This window comes from Pseudoalteromonas sp. AWH4_217 (assembly GCF_056161105.1).
The window spans coordinates 1-19,233 of sequence record NZ_JBSWYM010000020.1 but is presented as its reverse complement, the minus strand read 5'-3'; the positions used below and the strand labels follow the sequence as shown (position 1 = coordinate 19,233).

At 46.0% G+C, this 19,233-nt stretch carries 16 protein-coding genes and 1 tRNA gene; 8 read left to right on the top strand and 9 right to left on the bottom strand.

Features of this window, described 5'->3' with window-relative positions:
* The first annotated feature begins 30 nt into the window (after nucleotides 1-30).
* The 3 genes from infC to rplT all read left to right on the top strand — a co-directional run bounded on the left by infC (nucleotide 31) and on the right by rplT (nucleotide 1,374).
* Entirely contained in the window at nucleotides 31-594 is a 564-nt protein-coding gene (infC, locus tag ACXAH1_RS20465; RefSeq protein WP_239397356.1) for a translation initiation factor IF-3, read from the top strand.
* Nucleotides 595-798: 204 nt separating this feature from the next.
* Entirely contained in the window at nucleotides 799-999 is a 201-nt protein-coding gene (rpmI, locus tag ACXAH1_RS20460; RefSeq protein ID WP_010387195.1) for a 50S ribosomal protein L35, read from the top strand.
* A gap of 15 nt (nucleotides 1,000-1,014) precedes the next feature.
* On the top strand, nucleotides 1,015-1,374 hold the full coding sequence (gene rplT / locus ACXAH1_RS20455; RefSeq protein WP_010387194.1) for a 50S ribosomal protein L20: 360 nt from the start codon (nucleotides 1,015-1,017) through the stop codon (nucleotides 1,372-1,374).
* Between the two features lie 80 nt (nucleotides 1,375-1,454).
* Here rplT and ACXAH1_RS20450 read toward each other — a convergent pair whose 3' ends face one another.
* A complete protein-coding gene (locus ACXAH1_RS20450; RefSeq protein WP_475199185.1) occupies nucleotides 1,455-2,285 on the bottom strand; it encodes an SDR family oxidoreductase in 831 nt (276 codons plus the stop codon).
* A gap of 141 nt (nucleotides 2,286-2,426) precedes the next feature.
* Here ACXAH1_RS20450 and ACXAH1_RS20445 point away from each other — a divergent pair, with 141 nt between their 5' ends.
* From ACXAH1_RS20445 to ACXAH1_RS20430, 4 genes are all read left to right on the top strand, one after another.
* Entirely contained in the window at nucleotides 2,427-4,217 is a 1,791-nt protein-coding gene (locus tag ACXAH1_RS20445; RefSeq protein ID WP_475199183.1) for a M14 family metallopeptidase, read from the top strand.
* Nucleotides 4,218-4,859: an MBL fold metallo-hydrolase gene (locus ACXAH1_RS20440; RefSeq protein ID WP_475199182.1), complete on the top strand. Its 642-nt coding sequence runs from the start codon at nucleotides 4,218-4,220 to the stop codon at nucleotides 4,857-4,859.
* A 54-nt stretch (nucleotides 4,860-4,913) separates the two neighbouring features.
* Nucleotides 4,914-5,372, top strand: coding sequence for an Lrp/AsnC family transcriptional regulator (locus tag ACXAH1_RS20435; RefSeq protein WP_046004338.1), 459 nt, complete (start codon nucleotides 4,914-4,916; stop codon nucleotides 5,370-5,372).
* A 112-nt stretch (nucleotides 5,373-5,484) separates the two neighbouring features.
* Nucleotides 5,485-7,041, top strand: coding sequence for a SulP family inorganic anion transporter (locus ACXAH1_RS20430; RefSeq protein WP_054017654.1), 1,557 nt, complete (start codon nucleotides 5,485-5,487; stop codon nucleotides 7,039-7,041).
* A 50-nt stretch (nucleotides 7,042-7,091) separates the two neighbouring features.
* Here the strand turns inward: ACXAH1_RS20430 and ACXAH1_RS20425 are convergent, their stop codons facing one another.
* The 4 genes from ACXAH1_RS20425 to ACXAH1_RS20410 all read right to left on the bottom strand — a co-directional run bounded on the left by ACXAH1_RS20425 (nucleotide 7,092) and on the right by ACXAH1_RS20410 (nucleotide 13,775).
* A complete protein-coding gene (locus ACXAH1_RS20425; protein ID WP_475199180.1) occupies nucleotides 7,092-9,506 on the bottom strand; it encodes an ABC transporter permease in 2,415 nt (804 codons plus the stop codon).
* Entirely contained in the window at nucleotides 9,499-10,215 is a 717-nt protein-coding gene (locus ACXAH1_RS20420; RefSeq protein WP_475199178.1) for an ABC transporter ATP-binding protein, read from the bottom strand. The genes ACXAH1_RS20425 and ACXAH1_RS20420 overlap by 8 nt, the downstream gene beginning before the upstream one ends.
* A gap of 12 nt (nucleotides 10,216-10,227) precedes the next feature.
* Nucleotides 10,228-11,499 carry an efflux RND transporter periplasmic adaptor subunit gene (locus ACXAH1_RS20415; RefSeq protein ID WP_475199176.1) on the bottom strand — a complete coding sequence of 424 codons (1,272 nt, stop codon included), beginning with the start codon at nucleotides 11,497-11,499 and terminating at the stop codon, nucleotides 10,228-10,230.
* Nucleotides 11,500-11,696: 197 nt separating this feature from the next.
* A complete protein-coding gene (locus ACXAH1_RS20410) occupies nucleotides 11,697-13,775 on the bottom strand; it encodes a winged helix-turn-helix domain-containing protein (RefSeq protein ID WP_475199172.1) in 2,079 nt (692 codons plus the stop codon).
* A 293-nt stretch (nucleotides 13,776-14,068) separates the two neighbouring features.
* Between ACXAH1_RS20410 and ACXAH1_RS20405 the strand changes: the two genes are divergently transcribed.
* A complete protein-coding gene (locus tag ACXAH1_RS20405) occupies nucleotides 14,069-14,812 on the top strand; it encodes a type 1 glutamine amidotransferase domain-containing protein (RefSeq protein ID WP_475199168.1) in 744 nt (247 codons plus the stop codon).
* Here the strand turns inward: ACXAH1_RS20405 and ACXAH1_RS20400 are convergent.
* From ACXAH1_RS20400 to ACXAH1_RS20385, 4 genes are all read right to left on the bottom strand, one after another.
* The gene (locus ACXAH1_RS20400; RefSeq protein WP_475199164.1) at nucleotides 14,775-15,344 is read right to left on the bottom strand and encodes a GNAT family N-acetyltransferase; all 570 of its coding nucleotides are present in this window, start codon (nucleotides 15,342-15,344) and stop codon (nucleotides 14,775-14,777) included. The genes ACXAH1_RS20405 and ACXAH1_RS20400 overlap by 38 nt on opposite strands.
* Before the next feature lie 23 nt (nucleotides 15,345-15,367).
* Nucleotides 15,368-17,596 carry an ATP-binding protein gene (locus tag ACXAH1_RS20395; RefSeq protein ID WP_475199162.1) on the bottom strand — a complete coding sequence of 743 codons (2,229 nt, stop codon included), beginning with the start codon at nucleotides 17,594-17,596 and terminating at the stop codon, nucleotides 15,368-15,370.
* The gene (locus ACXAH1_RS20390; RefSeq protein WP_475199159.1) at nucleotides 17,568-18,764 is read right to left on the bottom strand and encodes a sugar ABC transporter substrate-binding protein; all 1,197 of its coding nucleotides are present in this window, start codon (nucleotides 18,762-18,764) and stop codon (nucleotides 17,568-17,570) included. Before ACXAH1_RS20390 ends, ACXAH1_RS20395 begins: the two co-directional genes overlap by 29 nt.
* Nucleotides 18,765-18,950: 186 nt before the next feature.
* A tRNA-OTHER gene (locus ACXAH1_RS20385) sits at nucleotides 18,951-19,036 on the bottom strand.
* Nucleotides 19,037-19,233 lie beyond the last annotated feature (197 nt).

Genomic DNA, 19,233 nt, shown 5'->3' with positions numbered 1-19,233 from the left:
ACGCTTTTCGCACAATATATTTTTGACTTTTTGGAGGAACGTACCATTAGAGGCGGCAAAAAAGGGCAAACTACTGCTCAGAAAAATCGTATCAATGAAGAAATCACAGCGAAAGAAGTTCGCTTAATTGACGCTGAAGGCGAACAGGCAGGCGTAGTTTCAATTAGAGAAGCAAGAACGCTTGCGGAAGAAGCCGGCCTGGACCTGGTTGAGATCAGTCCGAATGCAGAGCCACCAGTCTGTAAAGTAATGGACTACGGTAAGTTCCTTTTTGAAAAAGCAAAACTACAAAAAGAACAAAAGAAAAAGCAAAAACAGATCCAGGTTAAAGAAATCAAATTCCGTCCTGGCACGGACGAAGGCGATTATCAGGTCAAACTGCGTAACCTTCGCAAATTCCTTGAAGCGGGCGACAAAGCGAAAATTACCATTCGTTTCCGAGGCCGTGAAATGGCCCACCAGGAAATTGCCATTGAAATGCTTAATCGTTTGAAAGCGGACCTGGAAGAGGTGGCTCAGGTTGAGTCATTCCCGAACCGGGTGGAAGGCCGTCAAATGATTATGATGATGGCACCTATTGCGAAAAAGTCTTAATCAAGGCATAATACGCGCCGATTTAACGATCGACAGAATTTAACTCAGGTTTCAAGTGCGTAAGCCACCTGAGTTAACCGGTACCTAAGTAAAGGTCACGTGTGGCTTTTCACCGGAATTAGGGTGCATACCAGGCCAATAAAGTGATGTTTATCATCCGCCTGCTTGCATAATGTTAACGCAATATCATTTGGAGTTATTGCAATGTCTTACAAACTAAAGACACACAGAGGTGCTGCTAAGCGCTTCAAAAAGACTGCTTCTGGCGGTTTCAAGCGTAAACAGTCGCATCTTCGTCACATTCTGACTAAGAAATCTTCTAAGCGTAAGCTTCACCTACGTAATAAGACTATGGTTCATAAGAATGACCTGGGTCTTATCAATCGTATGTTACCATTCGCTTAATAGAGGATATCAGAAATGGCAAGAGTTAAACGCGGTGTTATCGCACGTGCACGTCACAAAAAAGTATTAAAGCAAGCTAAAGGTTACTACGGAGCACGTTCACGTGTTTATCGCGTAGCTTTCCAGGCAGTAACTAAAGCAGGTCAATACGCTTACCGTGACCGTCGCGCTAAGAAACGTACTTTCCGTCAACTATGGATTGCACGTATCAACGCTGCTGCACGTCAAAACGGCCTTTCTTACAGCCGTTTCATCAATGGCCTTAAAAAGTCATCTGTTGAAATCGATCGTAAGATCCTAGCTGATATCGCAGTATACGACCAAGTAGCTTTCGCAGCACTAGTTGCTAAAGCAAAAGAAGGTCTTGCAGCTTAATTCTCTTAAGCTAAGCGATTGAAAAGAAAAGGAGCCAATGGCTCCTTTTTTTGATCCAGTCACTACTGTATGCAGTGATATTATCTATTTTTCAGCAAAATTTTATCCAGCCAGGCTGAGCTGAGCAGACGTTTTAGATACCCCATCAGATAAGTCGGGAAGGTCACATAGTATCTTGGCTTGGCGCGTTTAGCGCTAAGGGCATGCAGTAATTTGTCATAGACAGCCTCTGGCCCCAGCGTGAATTTTTGAGGTGCAGATTGTGCATTCAGACGAGTTAACTGAGCGTCATATTCGGCCTTGTGCGCGCTGTTACCTATTTCAATGTGTTGCTCAAATGCAATGCGCGCATTACGACGAAACTCGGACAGAATTGGACCAGGCTCAATCAGACTGACCTGAATATTTGACCCGCTTAGTTCCATACGGAGTGTATCGGTTAACCCCTCCAGTGCGAATTTACTTGCATTGTAAGCACCGCGGTAAGGTAAGGCTACCAGCCCCAGAACTGAAGAGTTCTGAATTACTCGACTGTCACCTCCGTGCTGTCTCATATGGGCAACAGCCAAGCGTGTCAGTGTGTGCCAGCCAAATAAATTAGTTTCAAACTGAGCGCGCAATACATCGGTAGGTAAATCTTCAACGGCACCGGGCTGACCATATGCCCCATTGTTGAATAGCGCGTCTAACTGACCGTCGCATAATGCCACGGCTTCATCAAATCCTGTTTTGATAGAGGATTCATCAGCCAGGTCTAAAATGACACAGGGGATCCCGCTTTCCCGAAAGCGCTCCAAGTGTTGAGGATTACGCACCGATGCGACGACACGAAACCCAGCTGTATGGAGTGCTTGGGCGCAGTAAAAGCCGATCCCGGTTGAGCATCCGGTGATTAAAATCGATTTTGTCATGTGTTTATCCATGTTTTGTCGCTTGACCAAAAGTCAGTTCGCGATTAACTGTGAATTTTTGTAGAATCACCGCACATTGTAAGTTGTTAATTTAAATATTGATATAATCATCATATCGATAGATAGAAATAAAGATTGTTTATGAATTTAGGCATTGTTTTGCTAAGTGCAACAGTAAATCTGAATAGTCATTTACCGCCGCTTCAAGACTGGCAAGGAAAAAGCGTTAGTCTTATGCAAGAGCAGGGGCCGCTTACCACAGATTTTGAACTGAGCAAGGGCTTGGAAAGTCCTGATTATGCAAAAACGATGGCATTTGTAGACCGTTTGGTTGCCGCTAATCCAACCCAGTTTAAAGCGGTAACGATAGGCAAAAGTAATGCTGGCCGAGATATAAAAATGCTGGTTGCCTCGCAGGTTAATCAGTTCAGTCCTGCGATGTTAAAAAATAATAACAAGCCGACTTTGTTGATCCAGGCTGGGATTCATGCGGGCGAAATAGATGGCAAAGATGCCATGTTTATGTTGCTTCGGGATATTGCCACAGGTAAACGTCGCGATATTTTGAACAAAGTCAATATTCTGTTTATTCCTATCCTTAACGTGGACGGACATGAACGACGCAATGCCTACAACCGCATTAATCAGCGCGGGCCAAAAGAGATGGGATACCGTACGAATGGGCTGAACTTAAACTTAAATCGTGACTATACCAAGCTCGACACGCCAGGCGTACGGGCTGTCATGAATGTCATTAATCAGTATCAACCCGCAATGTATTTAGATTTGCATGTAACGGACGGCGCTGATTATCAGTATGACATTACCTATGGCTTTAATCCGAGTTTCGCCAGTGAATCTCCAGCAGTTGCAAAAGTGTTGGAGCAGCACTTTACGCCGATGATTGATGAAAAGTTACGTCAGCAAGGCCACGAGCCCGGACCGTTGGTGTTTGTGATGGATAAGCGGGACTTCAAACAAGGGCTGGCTGGCTGGGTTGCCAGCCCCCGTTTTTCTAATGGATGGGCAGACATTAAGGCTTTACCCAGCATTTTACTAGAGAATCACTCCCTCAAACCTTACAAACAGCGTGTGCTGGGCACCTATGTATTTGTTGATGGCGTGATTGATGCTTTGACAGAACATCAACAAGCATTGGCTAAGGCTGTCGAGACAGAGAAACATTTTGTGCCTGATGAGTTGGTAGTAGAGCGAGGTTATAGCGAAAAGCCGGATTTGATCACCTTTAAAGGTATCAGCTATAAACGCTTTGAAAGTGCGCTGTCCGGTCAAATGGAGGCAAAGTATCTCGGGAAGCCTGAGTTTTATGAGCAGTTACCCGTATACTGGCAGAAAGTAGAAAAGCGCAAAGTAAAAGTGCCAAGTGCATTTTATATCCCACCAGCGTATACCGGTACAGTCGACAAACTCAAACTGCATGGTATTGCTGTTGAGCAGTTGAATACAGATGTACTGGCAGACGAGCTGGTCCAATTCTCCATTACGTCATATGAATTTGCTAAGTCACCATTTGAAGGCCGTTTTCGTGTCAGCGCCCAGTTTGAACAGCAAGCCGTATCATCGTCTCTGAGTCTGTCTGGTTGGTACAAAGTGTCTACACAGCAGGACAGTGGAGAGTTGGCAACGCATTTATTGCACCCAGAAGCGCCAGATTCATTGTTCGTCTGGGGCGACTTTCCAGGGGTATTCCAGCGTACTGAGTACGTTGAAAATTATGCACTTGAACCATTTGCTCGGAAAATGTTAAAAGACAACCCAGCTATGGCGCTGGCGTTTGATAAAAAAATCAGCGAGGATAAAGCCTTTGCAGGTGATCCTAAAGCCAGAATGGAGTGGCTCTACAAGCGCACACCTTATTATGATCAGGCATACCTAAAGTACCCGATCCTCATGTCCTTTAAGGAAAAGTAGATGCAGGTAATTACGATACCCGTCACACCATTTATGCAAAATTGCCGTATCATTTGTTGCCCTGACACAGGTATGTGTGCAGTGGTTGACCCGGGAGGCGATGTTGATAAAATATTGTCTGCTATAGAGGAACGCAAACTCAATGTTGAAATGATTTTGCTTACTCATGGCCATTTGGATCATGTTGGTGCGAGCGAAACATTATCAAATGCATTGGGGGTTGAAATTGTTGGACCACAGCGCGATGATAAGTTTTGGTTTGACGCATTACCTATGCAAGCTCAGATGTTTGGTTTTGCACCACACGCGACGTTTTTTCCTGCGCGTTGGCTTGAACATGGTGAATGTGTTGAGCTCGGCCAGCTAAAACTGGAAGTTCGCCATTGCCCGGGACATACACCTGGCCATGTGGTGTTTTATGAGCCCCAAAGCGCTTCTGTGCTGGTTGGGGATGTATTATTTAAAGGATCTGTAGGTAGAACGGATTTTCCGAAAGGAGATGCCGCGCTATTAAAACAGTCAATAGAAACTCAGTTATTCACTTTGCCAGAGGCGACGCGGGTAATGAGCGGTCACGGGGAAGACACCTCGGTAGGCTATGAACAGCGCCATAATCCTTTTATGAGCGGGCGGTTTGGCTGATAACTGAGGCTATCAGCACTGTATTCATTTAACTAATTAAAAATTAAGAAAAATATGTCATTAAATCAGGTTGATCGTCAAATACTAGCGTTGCTACAGCAAGATGCAAGTTTATCTACGGCAGAGATTGCCGATAAAGTCGGGTTATCGCAATCACCTTGCTGGCGCCGAATTGCCAAACTGGAGCAAGATGGATACATCAAAGGTAAAGTTGCTTTACTCGATGAGAAACAGCTCGGTTTTGATATGCTTGTTTATGCTCACGTAAAATTGTCCAATCATGGCCGAAATAACCTTTCTGAGTTTGAAAAACTGATCATGAGTTACGATGAAGTCACTGAGTGCTATACCATGGCTGGTACTATGGACTTTATGCTGCGTATTATTTCTCGTGGTATAGAAGGCTATGAGCAATTTGTCAGAGATAACCTGCTTAATCTTGAATATGTTCAGGAAGTACATTCAAACGTCACGATGACGTGTGTCAAGCGGACCACAGCCCTGCCAATCTGATTGTCATACATCAGACCTGAAACTCAACTATAATGTATCACATTTGTTAAAAGCGCTGGATTTTGCTAGGATCCAGCGCTTTTCTGTCGTAGTAATAATCTTGGGGATTTAAATGTTTAATCTAATAGGCAAAGCGCCCAGCTCTGCTAAGAACGACATACTGTCAGGATTGACCGTCGCTCTGGCGTTGGTACCTGAAGCTGTCGCATTTGCGTTTGTCGCGCATGTCGACCCATTAGTTGGCTTATACGCTGCATTCATCGTGGGTTTAATCACCTCTATTTTTGGTGGTCGTCCGGGCATGATATCTGGTGCAACCGGTGCGCTTGCTGTGGTTATGGTTAGCCTGGTGATTGAACATGGTGTCGAATACCTGTTTGCAACCGTACTGCTTATGGGGGTTTTACAGATCCTTGCGGGTGTGTTTAAGCTCGGTAAGTTTATTCGCATGGTACCGCACCCCGTAATGCTGGGTTTTGTGAACGGTCTGGCCATCGTCATCTTTTTGGCTCAGCTCGGCCAGTTTAAGATTATGGATGAGTCTGGCACATTGCAATGGATGCAAGGGCAGCAGCTTTACATTATGGCTGGCCTGGTTGCACTGACTATGGCAATCATCCATTTTCTGCCAAAACTAACAACCGCAGTGCCTTCAAGCCTGGCGGCAATTTTGGTGGTGACAGGCTTGGTGATTGGCCTTGATCTGGATACACGAAACGTACTAGATTATCTTAAAGATATGAGCGGTAACGTGAATGCAACCATTGCTGGTGGCTTCCCTGAGTTTCATATTCCTCAGGTTCCCTGGACCTGGGAAACGTTTACGATTATTTTCCCGTATGCGCTTATCCTTGCGGCAATTGGTCTGATTGAATCACTCTTAACACTGACCCTGATTGATGAGATCACGGAAACGCGTGGCCACTCTAATAAGGAGTGTATAGGTCAGGGCGCTGCAAATATGACCTGTGGTGTGTTTGGTGCTATGGGCGGATGTGCGATGATTGGTCAGTCCATGATCAACATTAACTCAGGTGGTCGCAGTCGTCTTTCTGGTATTACTGCTGCTGTCTTATTGCTTGCCTTTATTCTGTTTGCGGCAAGTTTAATTGAAATGATCCCACTGGCTGCGTTAGTCGGTGTGATGTTTATGGTTGTACTGGGGACGTTTGAATGGTCAAGCTTCCGCCTGATGAAGCGCATTCCAAAGAGTGATGCGTTTGTAATTGTCCTTGTTTCTGGTGTCACAGTGGTGACCGACCTTGCTATTGCAGTATGTGTTGGTGTGATTGTGTCGGCACTCGTGTTCGCCTGGGAACATGCAAAGCACATCTATACCAGCAACTACATTGATGAGCAGGGCTCAAAAGTCTACGAGTTGCATGGCCCACTGTTCTTTGGCTCCGTTAAAAACTTTGCTGAATTGTTTGATGTCGCGAATGACCCTGCGGATGTGATCATCGAGTTTAAGCATAGCCGCGTTGCTGACCACAGTGCAATTGAAGCGATAGATGCACTTGCAGAAAAATACACTAAGGCGGGTAAAAAGTTACACTTACGTCACTTAAGTCAGGATTGCCAGCAGTTGCTGGCAAAAGCGGCAGATCTGGTGGAAGTGAATGTGATAGAAGATCCAAAGTATAAAGTTGCGTCAGACAAATTAGCGTAACCTGATTGAAAGAAGCCCCTTACAAGGGGCTTCTCATTTCTTTAATTGAGCTAGTCACGCTTTAGTATCTCAACAGGACGGCTTCGCACTGCATTGAAAGCAACCATCTGAACTGTTATACCCGCCAGCGCCAAACAGGCAAACGAACTGACTGCAAATACACTAACAGGTAGCTCAATTCGATAGACATATTGATTGAGCCAGTCGGTGAGCAAAATAAACGCTATGGGCAAAGCGATAAGAGTTGCAAGCAGCACTAGAACGCCAAAGCGTAATTGAAACAACCCATAAATTTGCCAGTTTTTTGCGCCCATAATCTGGCGTATTGCTATTTCCTTCAGGCTTTGTAACAGGGTAAACGAAGCCACTGCGTACAATCCGGTAACAGACATGACCATTGCGATGAGTGTAAATAGCTTTAGCAATTGCAGGTGCTGTGTCTGGTTGTGGTATTGTGCGTCGAATAAACTTGCCAGCCACTCATACTTAAATGCTTTGCTGCTGTCTAATTCAAGCCAGGTCTGCTCTAGCTGTTGCAGCACATCTGGATTAAACCCTGCTTTCAGTCTGATTGCCATCCACCTAAGTGCCAGATCTTCGGGTTTCTCAGACAAAACATAAACCATAGGCGGAACATGCTGACTCGCATCAACGTGATGTGTATCTTCGACCACACCGATAATCTGATGACGATGCAATCCTTCGCTAACACTGCCGAGTGTCAAATAGCGACCTATTACGTCATTGGGGTCAGCATTCAATCTGGCCGCCAATGTTGCATTGATTATCAGATTCCCGCGAGTATTCGCGGTATTCTGTTCATCTTCAAAGTATGGATCTCCGGGAGACTGGCGCGTAAAAGCCCGACCGCTCAGAAGCGCTATACCCATAGTCCTGAAATAGTCATAGCTAACCGGGTTATTGCCAACCCATATCTCATTACCAGGCGCTTCATGAGTTCGCACAATCGCTGATGTACGCGTCGCTTTGGTAGGGATCGTGTGTGACATACTCAGGGAAACGACATCGTCATACTTAGATACCTGACGCTTGAAATCCTGATAAACGGTAGCACCGCGGTTGATGATGAGGACATTTTCTCTGTCATAGCCTTGCGCCATTGTACTAAGATGATCCATCTGTTGACTCACCACTGTGCTGGCGATCAGTAGCAATGTTGCTATGATAAACTGAATGACCATGAGTATACGGCGAAAGAATGTTGCTCCGTGACCTGTATCTACTACTCCCTTCAATACAAGTGCAGCGTTCATGCGACTAAGAAACAAAGCTGGGTAGCCTCCCGCAAGAAGGGTAACGCAAAGCAAGGTGAGTATCAGCGTAAAAGCATGCTCGAAGGTAAGGGAAAGCGTGATTTGTGCCCCCATCAATTGATTAAATGCGCCCAATAGCAGAGCCGTTAAAGCGAGTGCAGCTCCCAGAGCCAACAGCGTTATAAATAAAGACTCAATCAGATAATGTAAAGCTAGCTGGTTTGGACTTGCCCCTAGTGCTTTTTTAACTCCTACTTCTCTTGCTCGTCGCAAAGAAGCGGCAGTGGCCAAATTGGTGAAATTGATACAGGCCAGAGCTAATAACATAAAAGATACCAGCACAAAGGTGTTTACCATTTCTTTGCTGCCGGGTGGGATCAAGCTACGGGTTGCTGTAGCATTTAGATAGACATCCAATAAAGGTTCGAACATGACTCGGTAGCGCTTATAAGACGATAACCCTTCAACGCGTTGCTGGTAATAGTCACTGATATTTGCAGTCAGTGACGGTATTGCGGTTGCTTGCGTGATTTTTGCAAATGTGATGGTCGCGTTGAAATTCCACAATGTTTGCCAGCGTTCATTTGGCAACTGCTGAAAATAGTTCTGGATCGGCAGAATTATCTCATTCGGGATGGTGGATGGGGCACCTGAGTATCTTATTACAGCGGATACCTGGTAGGGTTTACCGTTAATGTTAAGCTGTTCGCCAATTACCTGAGTACTGCGCGAAAAGTACTTCAGCGCTTGTGCTTCGTGCATGACCACTTTATCAGGAGCCTGCAGTGCCGTGTGAACATCTCCCTCAATCAGGGTGTAGTCAAAGAATGAGAAAAAGTTCTCGTCAACGAATAGCGCACGTTCAGCAAATACACCAGAAGCATTCCTGATAGATATAGTGCTGACTGAAATGCGAGTTGCCTCAGTGACTTCCGGGAAGTTACTGGTAAGCTCCTCGGCGAGCCGAAGAGGAGTGAGCGTTTGTGGACGATTGTCATCTCTAATCAGGTTAATTCGGTAGATATTCTCTGCATTTTTGAAGTGCGCATTAAAGTTGTGTTGATGGGAGACATACAGTTGGATCAACATAAAACAGGTCAGGCCGATGACTAAACTGAGTAACTGAATGACCGCGGTGCGTTTGCTGCGCAACATATTGCGCCATGTCATGGTGAGCAAAAGGCTAATCACTTAATACCTCCAGCTTGTTCACTGTACGCTGAGCAGAAACCGGACTGTCTTGGTGTATTTTGCCGTCCATAAGTCGAATAACCCGAGTGCCGTATTGAACTTGTTCCTGCGCATGCGTCACCATTATGATGGTTGTTCCCATCATGTTGAGCTGGCGAAGTATCTCCATGACTTGTGTTGAGTTTTGGGAGTCCAGGTTACCTGTCGGTTCATCGGCCAGGATCAAATCTGGTTGAGTGACTATCGCACGTGCAATCGCAACCCGTTGTTGTTGCCCTCCTGAGAGCTTTGCTGGTAAGTGAGTGCGACGATGAGCAATATCCAGGCGATGAAGAGCCTCTTCAACCCGAGCGGCTCGTTGTGCTTTATTGAGCTGCTGATAGTGCAGTGGCAGTGCGATATTTTGCTCTACGTTGAGTTCGTCTATCAGATTAAAATTCTGAAAAATAAATCCAATGTGTTTTTTCCTCAATTGTGCCTTTGCTAATGAAGATGCAGTGGCAAGCTCAGTGTCATTAAACACAAAGCTGCCTTCATCGATGTCATCCAGCATGCCCAGAATATTGAGCAAAGATGACTTACCACAGCCTGACGGCCCCAAAATAGAGATAAATTCGCCTTGGCTGACCGACAAGGAGAGCTTGTCCAGGGCGACGGTTTCGATATGTTCCGCAATAAATGAGCGGCTGACATTATTTAGTTTGATCATGATTGTTCTACCTTATGGGATAAGAGAAAGGTGCTCTGCGTCGGCAAAGCGGTTGTATGAAGACGTGATCAGTCGCTCATTGACGCTGATCCCTGATACGACCTCCACTTGAGTGGGGTTCCGGCGTCCAAGGGTGACTTTGCGCTTGTGTGCACTGCGCCCATCTTCACTCACTACAAACGCCCAGGCTCCAGCTGTGGACTGTATAAATGCACCATTATCAACGACCAGCTGAGCTGTCTCGGAGCTCAGGTTTAACTCCAGTGGCAAACTCTGTCCTAGTCTCAATGTGGGCAGTCCGTTGGGGGTTTGGACATGAAAGTCCACTTTAAATCGGCCATTCTCTATACCCGGGTAAATTCTGGCCATGGTGAGCGTAATTGTTGTTTGCCCAAGTTTCATCGCGGCGGTGTGCGCCATTGAGATCTGGTCTATATAGAATTCATCAATGTGGGCACTGATTTTGAATTTGTCTATTACATCGACTTGACCAAGTCGCTCACCAGGCGCTTTAGATTCACCAACCCGGGCGTTCATAAATGTCAGTTGCCCATCGCGAGGGGCACGGATAGTAAGCTTGTCCAGACTGGATTGCGATATCTTGAGGTTAGATTGTAAGGTAGCAATACTTTGAGAAAGCTGGGTGAGCTGTTGCTGTTGTAATAATGCCTCTTTTTGCTGGCTTTGTTTTACCGTTTCACGGTATGTCACTTGGTAATTAAGCTCATCTCTGAGTATCTCTACTGTTCGTTGTGGCACTAAGGCTTGTTCATATAGCTTTTGTTGACGCGCCAAATCTTTTTCCAGTTTGAGAATGGTAAAATCGAGCTCGATGATGTCACGTGCCAGCGCAAGTTGGTTTTGCTCAACGGCCAGGCGTGTGTTGCGCATGTCGTTAATCTGCTCTGATATTTCTGCTTCGCGAGCCAACACCCTAAGCTGCAGATCTGTATTGCTGAGCTTGAGTAGTGCCTGACCTTGACGCACCTGCTCCCCCTCCTGGACATATAAGGCGTCTACACGTCCGCCATCAATGGCATCTATAAAGATGGTATCTCGTGGCTCGACAACACCGCGTAACGGCAGGTAGTGGGTAAAGTTGGCGCGATGTGCGGTACTGAATTCAAGTGTGCTCTGACTGATGTCATAGGTTTTCCCTGACGTCTGAAAGTGGCTACTGAACACCTGAATACTTGTGGCTGATACCGCAGTGAAAGCAACGACAAGCGAAGTAATAACGACGCGTCGTCTACTCAATAATTTGGGTTGGATGGGTTTATCCATGTTGTCTCCTGATCCTGTGAATGAAAACGCAGGTCAGTATTGCTAAATCGAAAAGAGGATTCAGGAACAAACAGGGAAAAGGTGTGATGGCTTACGGAAAAGTAATGACCACAACAAGTGGTCACAACTAAAAGTAATAAAATTAACAGCTTAGATTGAAGTGAGATACAGAGACTGTATCACCTTGAGAAAATACTTTACTGTACATCGAGTGTTCTCATGATATCTGCTGTAGTACGTTGCAGGCGGGTATAGATTATCCCATGTGTCGAAAGGTGATAATCTGCATTATCAATCTGTTGTGGCCAGGTGATTTTATCCGTGGATGTCATAGGCAAGTGTGTATGACTTTGGTCGTCCTTCAGACAATGTAAGCCATTGATTCCACGTTGCAGAGTAAGCCGCCGGTTAGGCAGGTGCGTTGTACAATACAGTGGTAACGCAGAGGTCTCTTTACTTGATACTGCGTGCTTGAATACCTGACCTGTTTTACGGTGTATCAGGTAAAAAGCGTCATCGTGTTTGCTGTAGATCCCACCCATAAACTCAGGGAAAATAAGCTCGGATTCATGCGTTGTCAGATCGAAACGTATCAGCTGCCAGCGATTGTTTCTGGTAGTGGAAAATAGCAATTGATTGTTAGAATGCCAACTGACGCCTCTGACCGCCATATCGGTGCCTAGCAGAGGGGTCGTTTCCTGTGTTGTGATATTTGTGAGGAGAAGCTGATTGTCAGCCAGACTGAGCAATTGACGTCCATCGGGAGAGAATGCGAGTTGGTAAAATCGATGAGGAGTTTTGCCTGAGGTCAATGGGACAGGCTCCGCCAGCGGCTGCGTGATATCACCCAGATACACTTGTGCGTGTGTTGAGCGCTTTGACACAAAGGCATAATGTGATGACGTATTTGCTATTGTCGGAAGGTAGTCCATGACCGACGAGTTTGCCAGGGGTAGTGTTTGATTGTCTGTACTGCGCTGCAAATAGATATCTCGGTCCAGGAGGTAAGACACGAAGGTAAAGTCTGTGCCATTGTTTATTCGGACCGGATGTTTTACGCGCGCCGTATTGCTCACAACGGTTGCCAATTTATCGCCATGCACAGTACTTTGCCATAACTCATAAGCCGGATGTGGGGCAGGGTGGATCAAACTTTGACTGTCATGATGCCAGATGACTGAACGCATCAGATAGTCAAGTTGTGCGGTTTGGGTGAGCTTTGACGAGGATAGCTCGAGCGTGTAAATACGTGTTTTTGGGCCAAATTCACTGTTTAACATCACCAACGAACGTCCGTCAGGTGAAAGGTCAAAGGCGTAGTTTCCACGGCCATTGGTAATAGGCTGATTCACGATCGACTTTTGCCTCTGAGTTAAATCAATCTGGAAAACTTGATAGCCGAACTCTTCAGATGTGCGATCATTGAAGTAGAGTTTCGTTCCATCTATTGAAAACGCGAGGTCGGGCTTACTTTCGTTGCCACATGTGCTGAGTTTTTGCCATTGTGATTGCGTACGTAAGTGCGTCACACGAGTCAGGTAAATACCACATGTTTGCGGTGTATGCATAACAAATGCAAGCTGCTCACTATCAGGTGACCAAGTTGGTCGACTAAACCGCGCAAGCGGGGTTGACAGCTGCTGCTGGGAATGTGTACTGACATTCTCGACGATGAGCACATTCAGCTGGTTCATCTTTTTGACATATGCGAGCGCTTTGAGATCTGGCGACAGACTGGGGTATAACTCTTCGCCCTGTGCTCGCGTATAGGGTGTAACTTGTTTGTTTTTACTCAGCCCAGGTGACGAATAAGGATAGTACAGGAACATTCCTGTCACGAAAATGGCAGCAGCACACAAGGCAATAGAAGATAAAATGGGCCGCTTAATTCTGATTATGCTGGATAGAGGCTGATGTCTGCTTGCATGGGCAGAGAAGGGTTGTGTTTGTATGGGCACCTGATCTGTTTCATGAAATGAAGTGATCATTCGATATCCCTTGCGCGGCACGGTCAAAATAAAATTGGGGGACTTGGGATCATCGCCCAGTGCTTTGCGCACCTTGACCAGGGTGCGGCTAATGGCATTGTCTGTTACTAGTGTGCCTTGCCACACTGTGTCCATTAGTTCATCTTTGCTGATCACGCGCTGTTGATTGCACGCCAGGTAGTAGAGCAAATCGAATACCTTTGGTGCCAGCGTCACTGAGACTCCATCACGGATCAGTATCTGGTTATGGGTATCTATGATTAGGTTTTCAAATCTCAGGTATCTCAAAATAGGCTCCTGCCTGGCACACAATGGTATTATTGTTATCTTTGTACACGCCAACCTATGAGTTGGAACATTCAGATAGTACGCTAGTTTATAGGTTGACGTAAATCCGGATACTTTCATCCTCCTCAATTGTGTAATTTTAACCCTTTAAAATATAAAGAAATAAAATCCTGGTCACAGTGGAGTCACAGACTCGTCCTGAGAATTCCTGAATAAATCAGCGTTACTTCATGTGTCATTGAGTACAAGCCGATAAGGTGAGCAGACATTAAACCCAAATAAGGACTTTTATTATGTATAGATTCCATCGTGCTCATTTTCAGGTATTAGTTAAAATGCTTGTTTTCTTTGCCTTGATTATGACTTCTTCAATGCCCGCCTTATCTGCTGACGCGCGCAAAGGTAAAATTCTTTTTGTTATCTCAGGGGATAAGCATGGCTTTTGGCTACCTGAAGTTGTGGGTCCATACCGGGTGTTGTACGACGCTGGGTTCGAGATCGAGCTTGTCAGCAGTACCGGTAAGCCAGGATACCCTAGAGGGCGACTGGCAGAGGCACAAAGACGTTGGCTGGATAATTCGCCTCTTAAGCAACAGCTTAGTGAACCAAATGATTTAGAAACACGCGATAGTCGTGACTATCTAGCTATTTACTACGCAGGCGGGGCTGGACCAATGTTTGATCTGACGGCACATGCCTCAGCAAAGAAGCTTACAGAAGCCATATATAAAGCGGGCGGTATTATTGCTGCGGATTGTCACGGCACTGTCGCCTTATTGAACTTACAGGATGAAAGTGGTCACCGGCTGATCTTAAACAAGCGTATTACCGGCAAAGCGAACAGCGAAGAAGGATGGTTTGCTCGCACACATTATCCATTTTTGATTGAAGATGAGGCAACAAGGCTTGGCGCAATATTTGTTGCTGCAAAAAAAGGTCAGGTGAATGTTGTTGTAGATGGCCAGTTTGTCACAGGACAGAATCCGGTGTCGGCAATACCTATGGCTGAGGCACTATTGGTTGCATTGAAGAGGTGAGCTGATGGTACTCTTCGCGTAGCAGTGCATAGCTGTATTCATCTACCCAGCTTCCCTTGAAATAGAGGCTTTTTATATAATGGCCTTCACATCGAAAATATAGTGCCTCCAACAACTTTTGAGCAGGTAAGTTTCGGGTATCAGTGAGTGCGCTCACGCGGTGAATGTCGTATTTCGAAAACAAATGGGGTAGTAATAACCGAAGTGCATGTCTAGCTACTCCTTTACGCTGTGATTCAGGCGCCAGCGTAAAACCAATCTCAACCTGCTGTTGTGGTAAAAAGTGCAATGCCAGATCGCCAAGCAGCTCTGCTGAAACGCGCCGAACGATAGCAACCTGAAACCACAATCCAGGCTCTGCGAAACGGCTATAGTCCATCGCCTGGAAAAGTGCACTGGCATCTTTTAGCGTATAGTTTTCATCCCAGCTTTGAAATCGTGCAACCTCTGGATTAGCTCTGTATCGGACAAAGTCCTTGAGATCTGACTCTTCAAAAGGTCGAAGGAATAGAGTGTCGTCACCGCATACCATGTTTATAAACGCTCCCTGATGGCTTAGCGCCGTATTAGTTGGTCATTGCTATCTAGTGTTGACGCATCTGACTTAGTGGCATTTTTTTGTGCTTGCTTATCCATAACTCGAGTAACAGTATCAAACAGTGCCTGCATATCAATTGGTTTGGCGACAAAATCGTCAAATCCGAGTGACAGATACCGGCTGACATCCTCCGGAAGTACATTGGCTGTGATAGCGATGAGAGGCTTGCTGTAGTCGGTATTTTTTACCTGTTGGCAAACTTCTATGCCATCCATTACCGGCATTTGAATGTCAACAAAGAACAAGTCGGGCTGTGTGTCATAAAAACAATCCATGGCCAGCTGACCGTTGTTGGCCAGGGTAAGATTAGCGTGGGTCTTTTTCATCATTGCTGCAAATATTTGCTGATTAATCAGGTTATCCTCGGCAAGTAAGACATTTACGCCGCGCAAATCCGGGGTTTCCGGTTTCGCTTCAGTGGATAAGCGTTGCGATGTCGGCTTGGCACTTAACAGAGGCAGGTTAACTCTAAACTGGCTACCTTCACCCGCCACACTGCTAACTATAACTTCACCCTGCATAAGTTCGACCAGTTGTTTGACTATTGCCAGTCCGAGCCCTGACCCCCCGTATTTACGTGTGGTTGAGCTGTCAGCTTGGTGAAAGTGTTTGAACAGGCTGGCGACCTGAGTTGGCGTCATGCCGATCCCAGTATCACAGACCTCAATGACCAGCCGCTCTTTGTTTCCCTGCACGTTCAACCTCACCTGACCTTGTTCGGTAAATTTAATCGCATTTGACAACAAGTTACGCAATATTTGTTTAAGTCGCAGCGGATCGGCAAGCCTGACAGACAGGTGTGGCTTTAGTTCTGAAGTGAGTTCTAGCACGACTTGTTTATCACGTGCCAGATGTTGGTATTCCTGAACCACTTCCCGGCACAGTTTTAATATGTCTACCGCAAGCACTTCAAGGTTAAGTTTACCAGCCTCCATTTTCGAAAAGTCGAGTATGTCATTAACCAGAGCAAGCAGGGTCTGTGAGGAGGTGTAGCCTTGCTCGACGAGCGAGTGTTCTTCTTGATCATGATTGTGTTGTCTTAGTAGCTGGAACACCCCCAGAATCGCGTTCATGGGTGTGCGGATCTCATGGCTCATAGTGGCTAGAAACTGCGCTTTAGCCAGCTCTGATTGCTCTGCGCGTACTTTCTCTTGTTTTAGCTGTGTCACTTGAGTATTGACGGTACTCACCAGTTCGTTAAGCGTCTTTTGTAGTGTTTTGAGCTCTTCGTATTCCAGGTTAGCATTATTTTGTTGATAATTACCTGAAGTCAGCGATGTGCAGTATTTTTCAAGCTGCTTCATCGGGCTTGTTACCTTACGGCTCACATAGGCCAGATACCAAAAGAGTATGATTAATACACCCAGTGCAAGTAGTGCGCTTCTGATAATGGCATACAAGATCTCTTGCGTATAAGCGCTGTGCTGGTGAGAAAGCGAGAGAGACAAGCTCAAGCCTTCGTCACCGCGCTCGTAAATCGGGTAGGTTGCATTAAGACCTCCCTCAAATACGTTTCCCTCATCAAACCAAAGTTGTTGATCTGAAAAGATACGCAAAGATTCATAATCAGCCAGCTCAATGGCGAGCTGGCTCACATCCAGTTCGAAAAATAACACGCTGGTGTAGCGAAAAGGGTCGATAAGAGAAGGCAGTGTTTGGCGCAGTGGCACGGCAATAAATAATGTCCCGCCATTTGTGTCGGTAATTCCCAGTTCCTGGTTGCTGATCAGCAGCTTGCGCACCATTAGTTCTCGTGCATTGGCATTAATCACAGCATTTGCATGCTCGATGATGGAAGGGGTGGCCCAGTGCAGGGTATAAAGCGGATAGCCTTCGACAATATAAGGGGAGCCGTCGCTGATCATCACACTTTTAACCAAAGGGGATGTGTAGACCAGATCGCGCATTTCCTTGAGCGCGTATTGCGTATACAAAAGGTTGAGTGGGAGTTCCGCCAGGATCCGGTGGTCACTATAATGAGCGACCTGAAAAGTAAACTCGGCGAGCCTGTTTTTGATATCTAACGACAAACTGGTAGCGCGTTGTGCCACCGTGTCTGCGGCAATTTTATTGGCTTGTGTCCAGGCACTGTAAGCAAAGTGAGCGAGGGCAATGGTCAGCAGGGCCAGAACCATTGCACCGACTTTAAGCTGTAATTCACTGACCAGGCTTTTTTTCTTGCTCATAGCTAATCGACTTTTCAACAATGTGTTGCATAAAATGGGCGGCTTGATGTTCGTCCAGCACACCTGCCAGATGACGTGTCAGGCCCTTTAACATCGCCTCCCAGACAAAGGCCATTTGCGCTTCGTTAGGCATAGGCTGAGCGTACTCCAGCGTCGATATGAGTGCTTCTACTTGCGCAATTCCTTGTATCTTGAGCATTTCTAATGCGCGTTTGTCGACTGGTAGCGCATTTATTGAAGACCATAAATTAGTTTGTACTGGCAGAGATTGCAAAAATTCGGATAGTGTTCTGAGCTCGGCTCTTTTGGTTCCAGTTAAGGCGTTGTCAGGAAACGCAATTACATGAGACGAAAAGTATGAGCGCATAGGTTCACCATGGAGGCTCGGTAACTGTGCAACACCGAGCTTATCACCAAAATGTTCTGAGAAACGTTGAAACATCCAGGAACCATTGATGGTGTAGGCTACTTCACCGGTTAAAAATTGTTCCACGGTGCAATCGTAGTCACATTCTACATCCAGCCACGCCTCGTTTTTAAGAGACTTATACCAACGCAGTGCGCTTACCATGGCGGGTGTATCTAAGTTAGCGTTGCCATTTACAATCAGTGATGTTCCGAAAGTACCTAAAAACGCTCTATACCAGTACATTTCATAATAGTTCCAATTGATTTTAAGCGCCTGCTTCTTTTGTTGTGCGCGAAGTTGCTGCCAGCTCTTTGCGGGATCGCTGACAACTGCACGGTTGTAGTACAGCATCAGCTGGTTACCAAATACGATCGGTACCCCAAGCGTGGTGCCATTGGCTTTGATGTTCAAACGGACCTGATCAATCAAATGCGTTGACAGCCAGTGATCTGGCACTTCGGACAAGTTGAGCGCTGTCAGCCCCATATAGTCTGCGGGTACTATGATACCGTCAGGTAAGGCGTTATTACTGGCCCTTAAAAGTAGCTCAGATTTTAAGGAGTTGTTCTCGAATTCAACGACTTTAACCCGAATACCGGTTTTTCTGGTGAATTCTGTAAACAGAGGATTGAAGTCATAATTTTCCAAACCAATGGCAATGGTCAAAGAATGAGGTGGTGGCGGCTTAGCATGTGCTATACAGCTGCACAGGCTTGTTATCAACATGAACAAGAACGTGATAGATAACCTGCCAGGCATGACCTTCCTTAGAATGGGATTTGCTAACTAATTTATAGCAAATTATCAGGTCAGAGCAAACCCGTGCAATAAACTCTCGCATAAACATGACTCTTACTAAAGGCGAAATGCGAATTTTTACAGGCTGTTGAGGTGTAAACAATAAGAGGTATTTAAGAGTCGCGATGGGAGGTTAATAACGGGAGCTGGTACGACCGAGTGGATCCGAACCACCGACCATTGGACCGGGTCATAGAGAGTGGTGGTGCTCTAACCAACTGAGCTACGGTCGTACAGAGGTGTGTATTGTGACTTATCAAATAAGTTGGTACGACCGAGTGGATCCGAACCACCGACCATTGGCCCGGGTCATAGAGAGCGGTGGTGTACAGAGGTATTCATTGTGACTTATCAAATAAGTTGGTACGACCGAGTGGATTCGAACCACCGACCCCCACCATGTCAAGGTGGTGCTCTAACCAACTGAGCT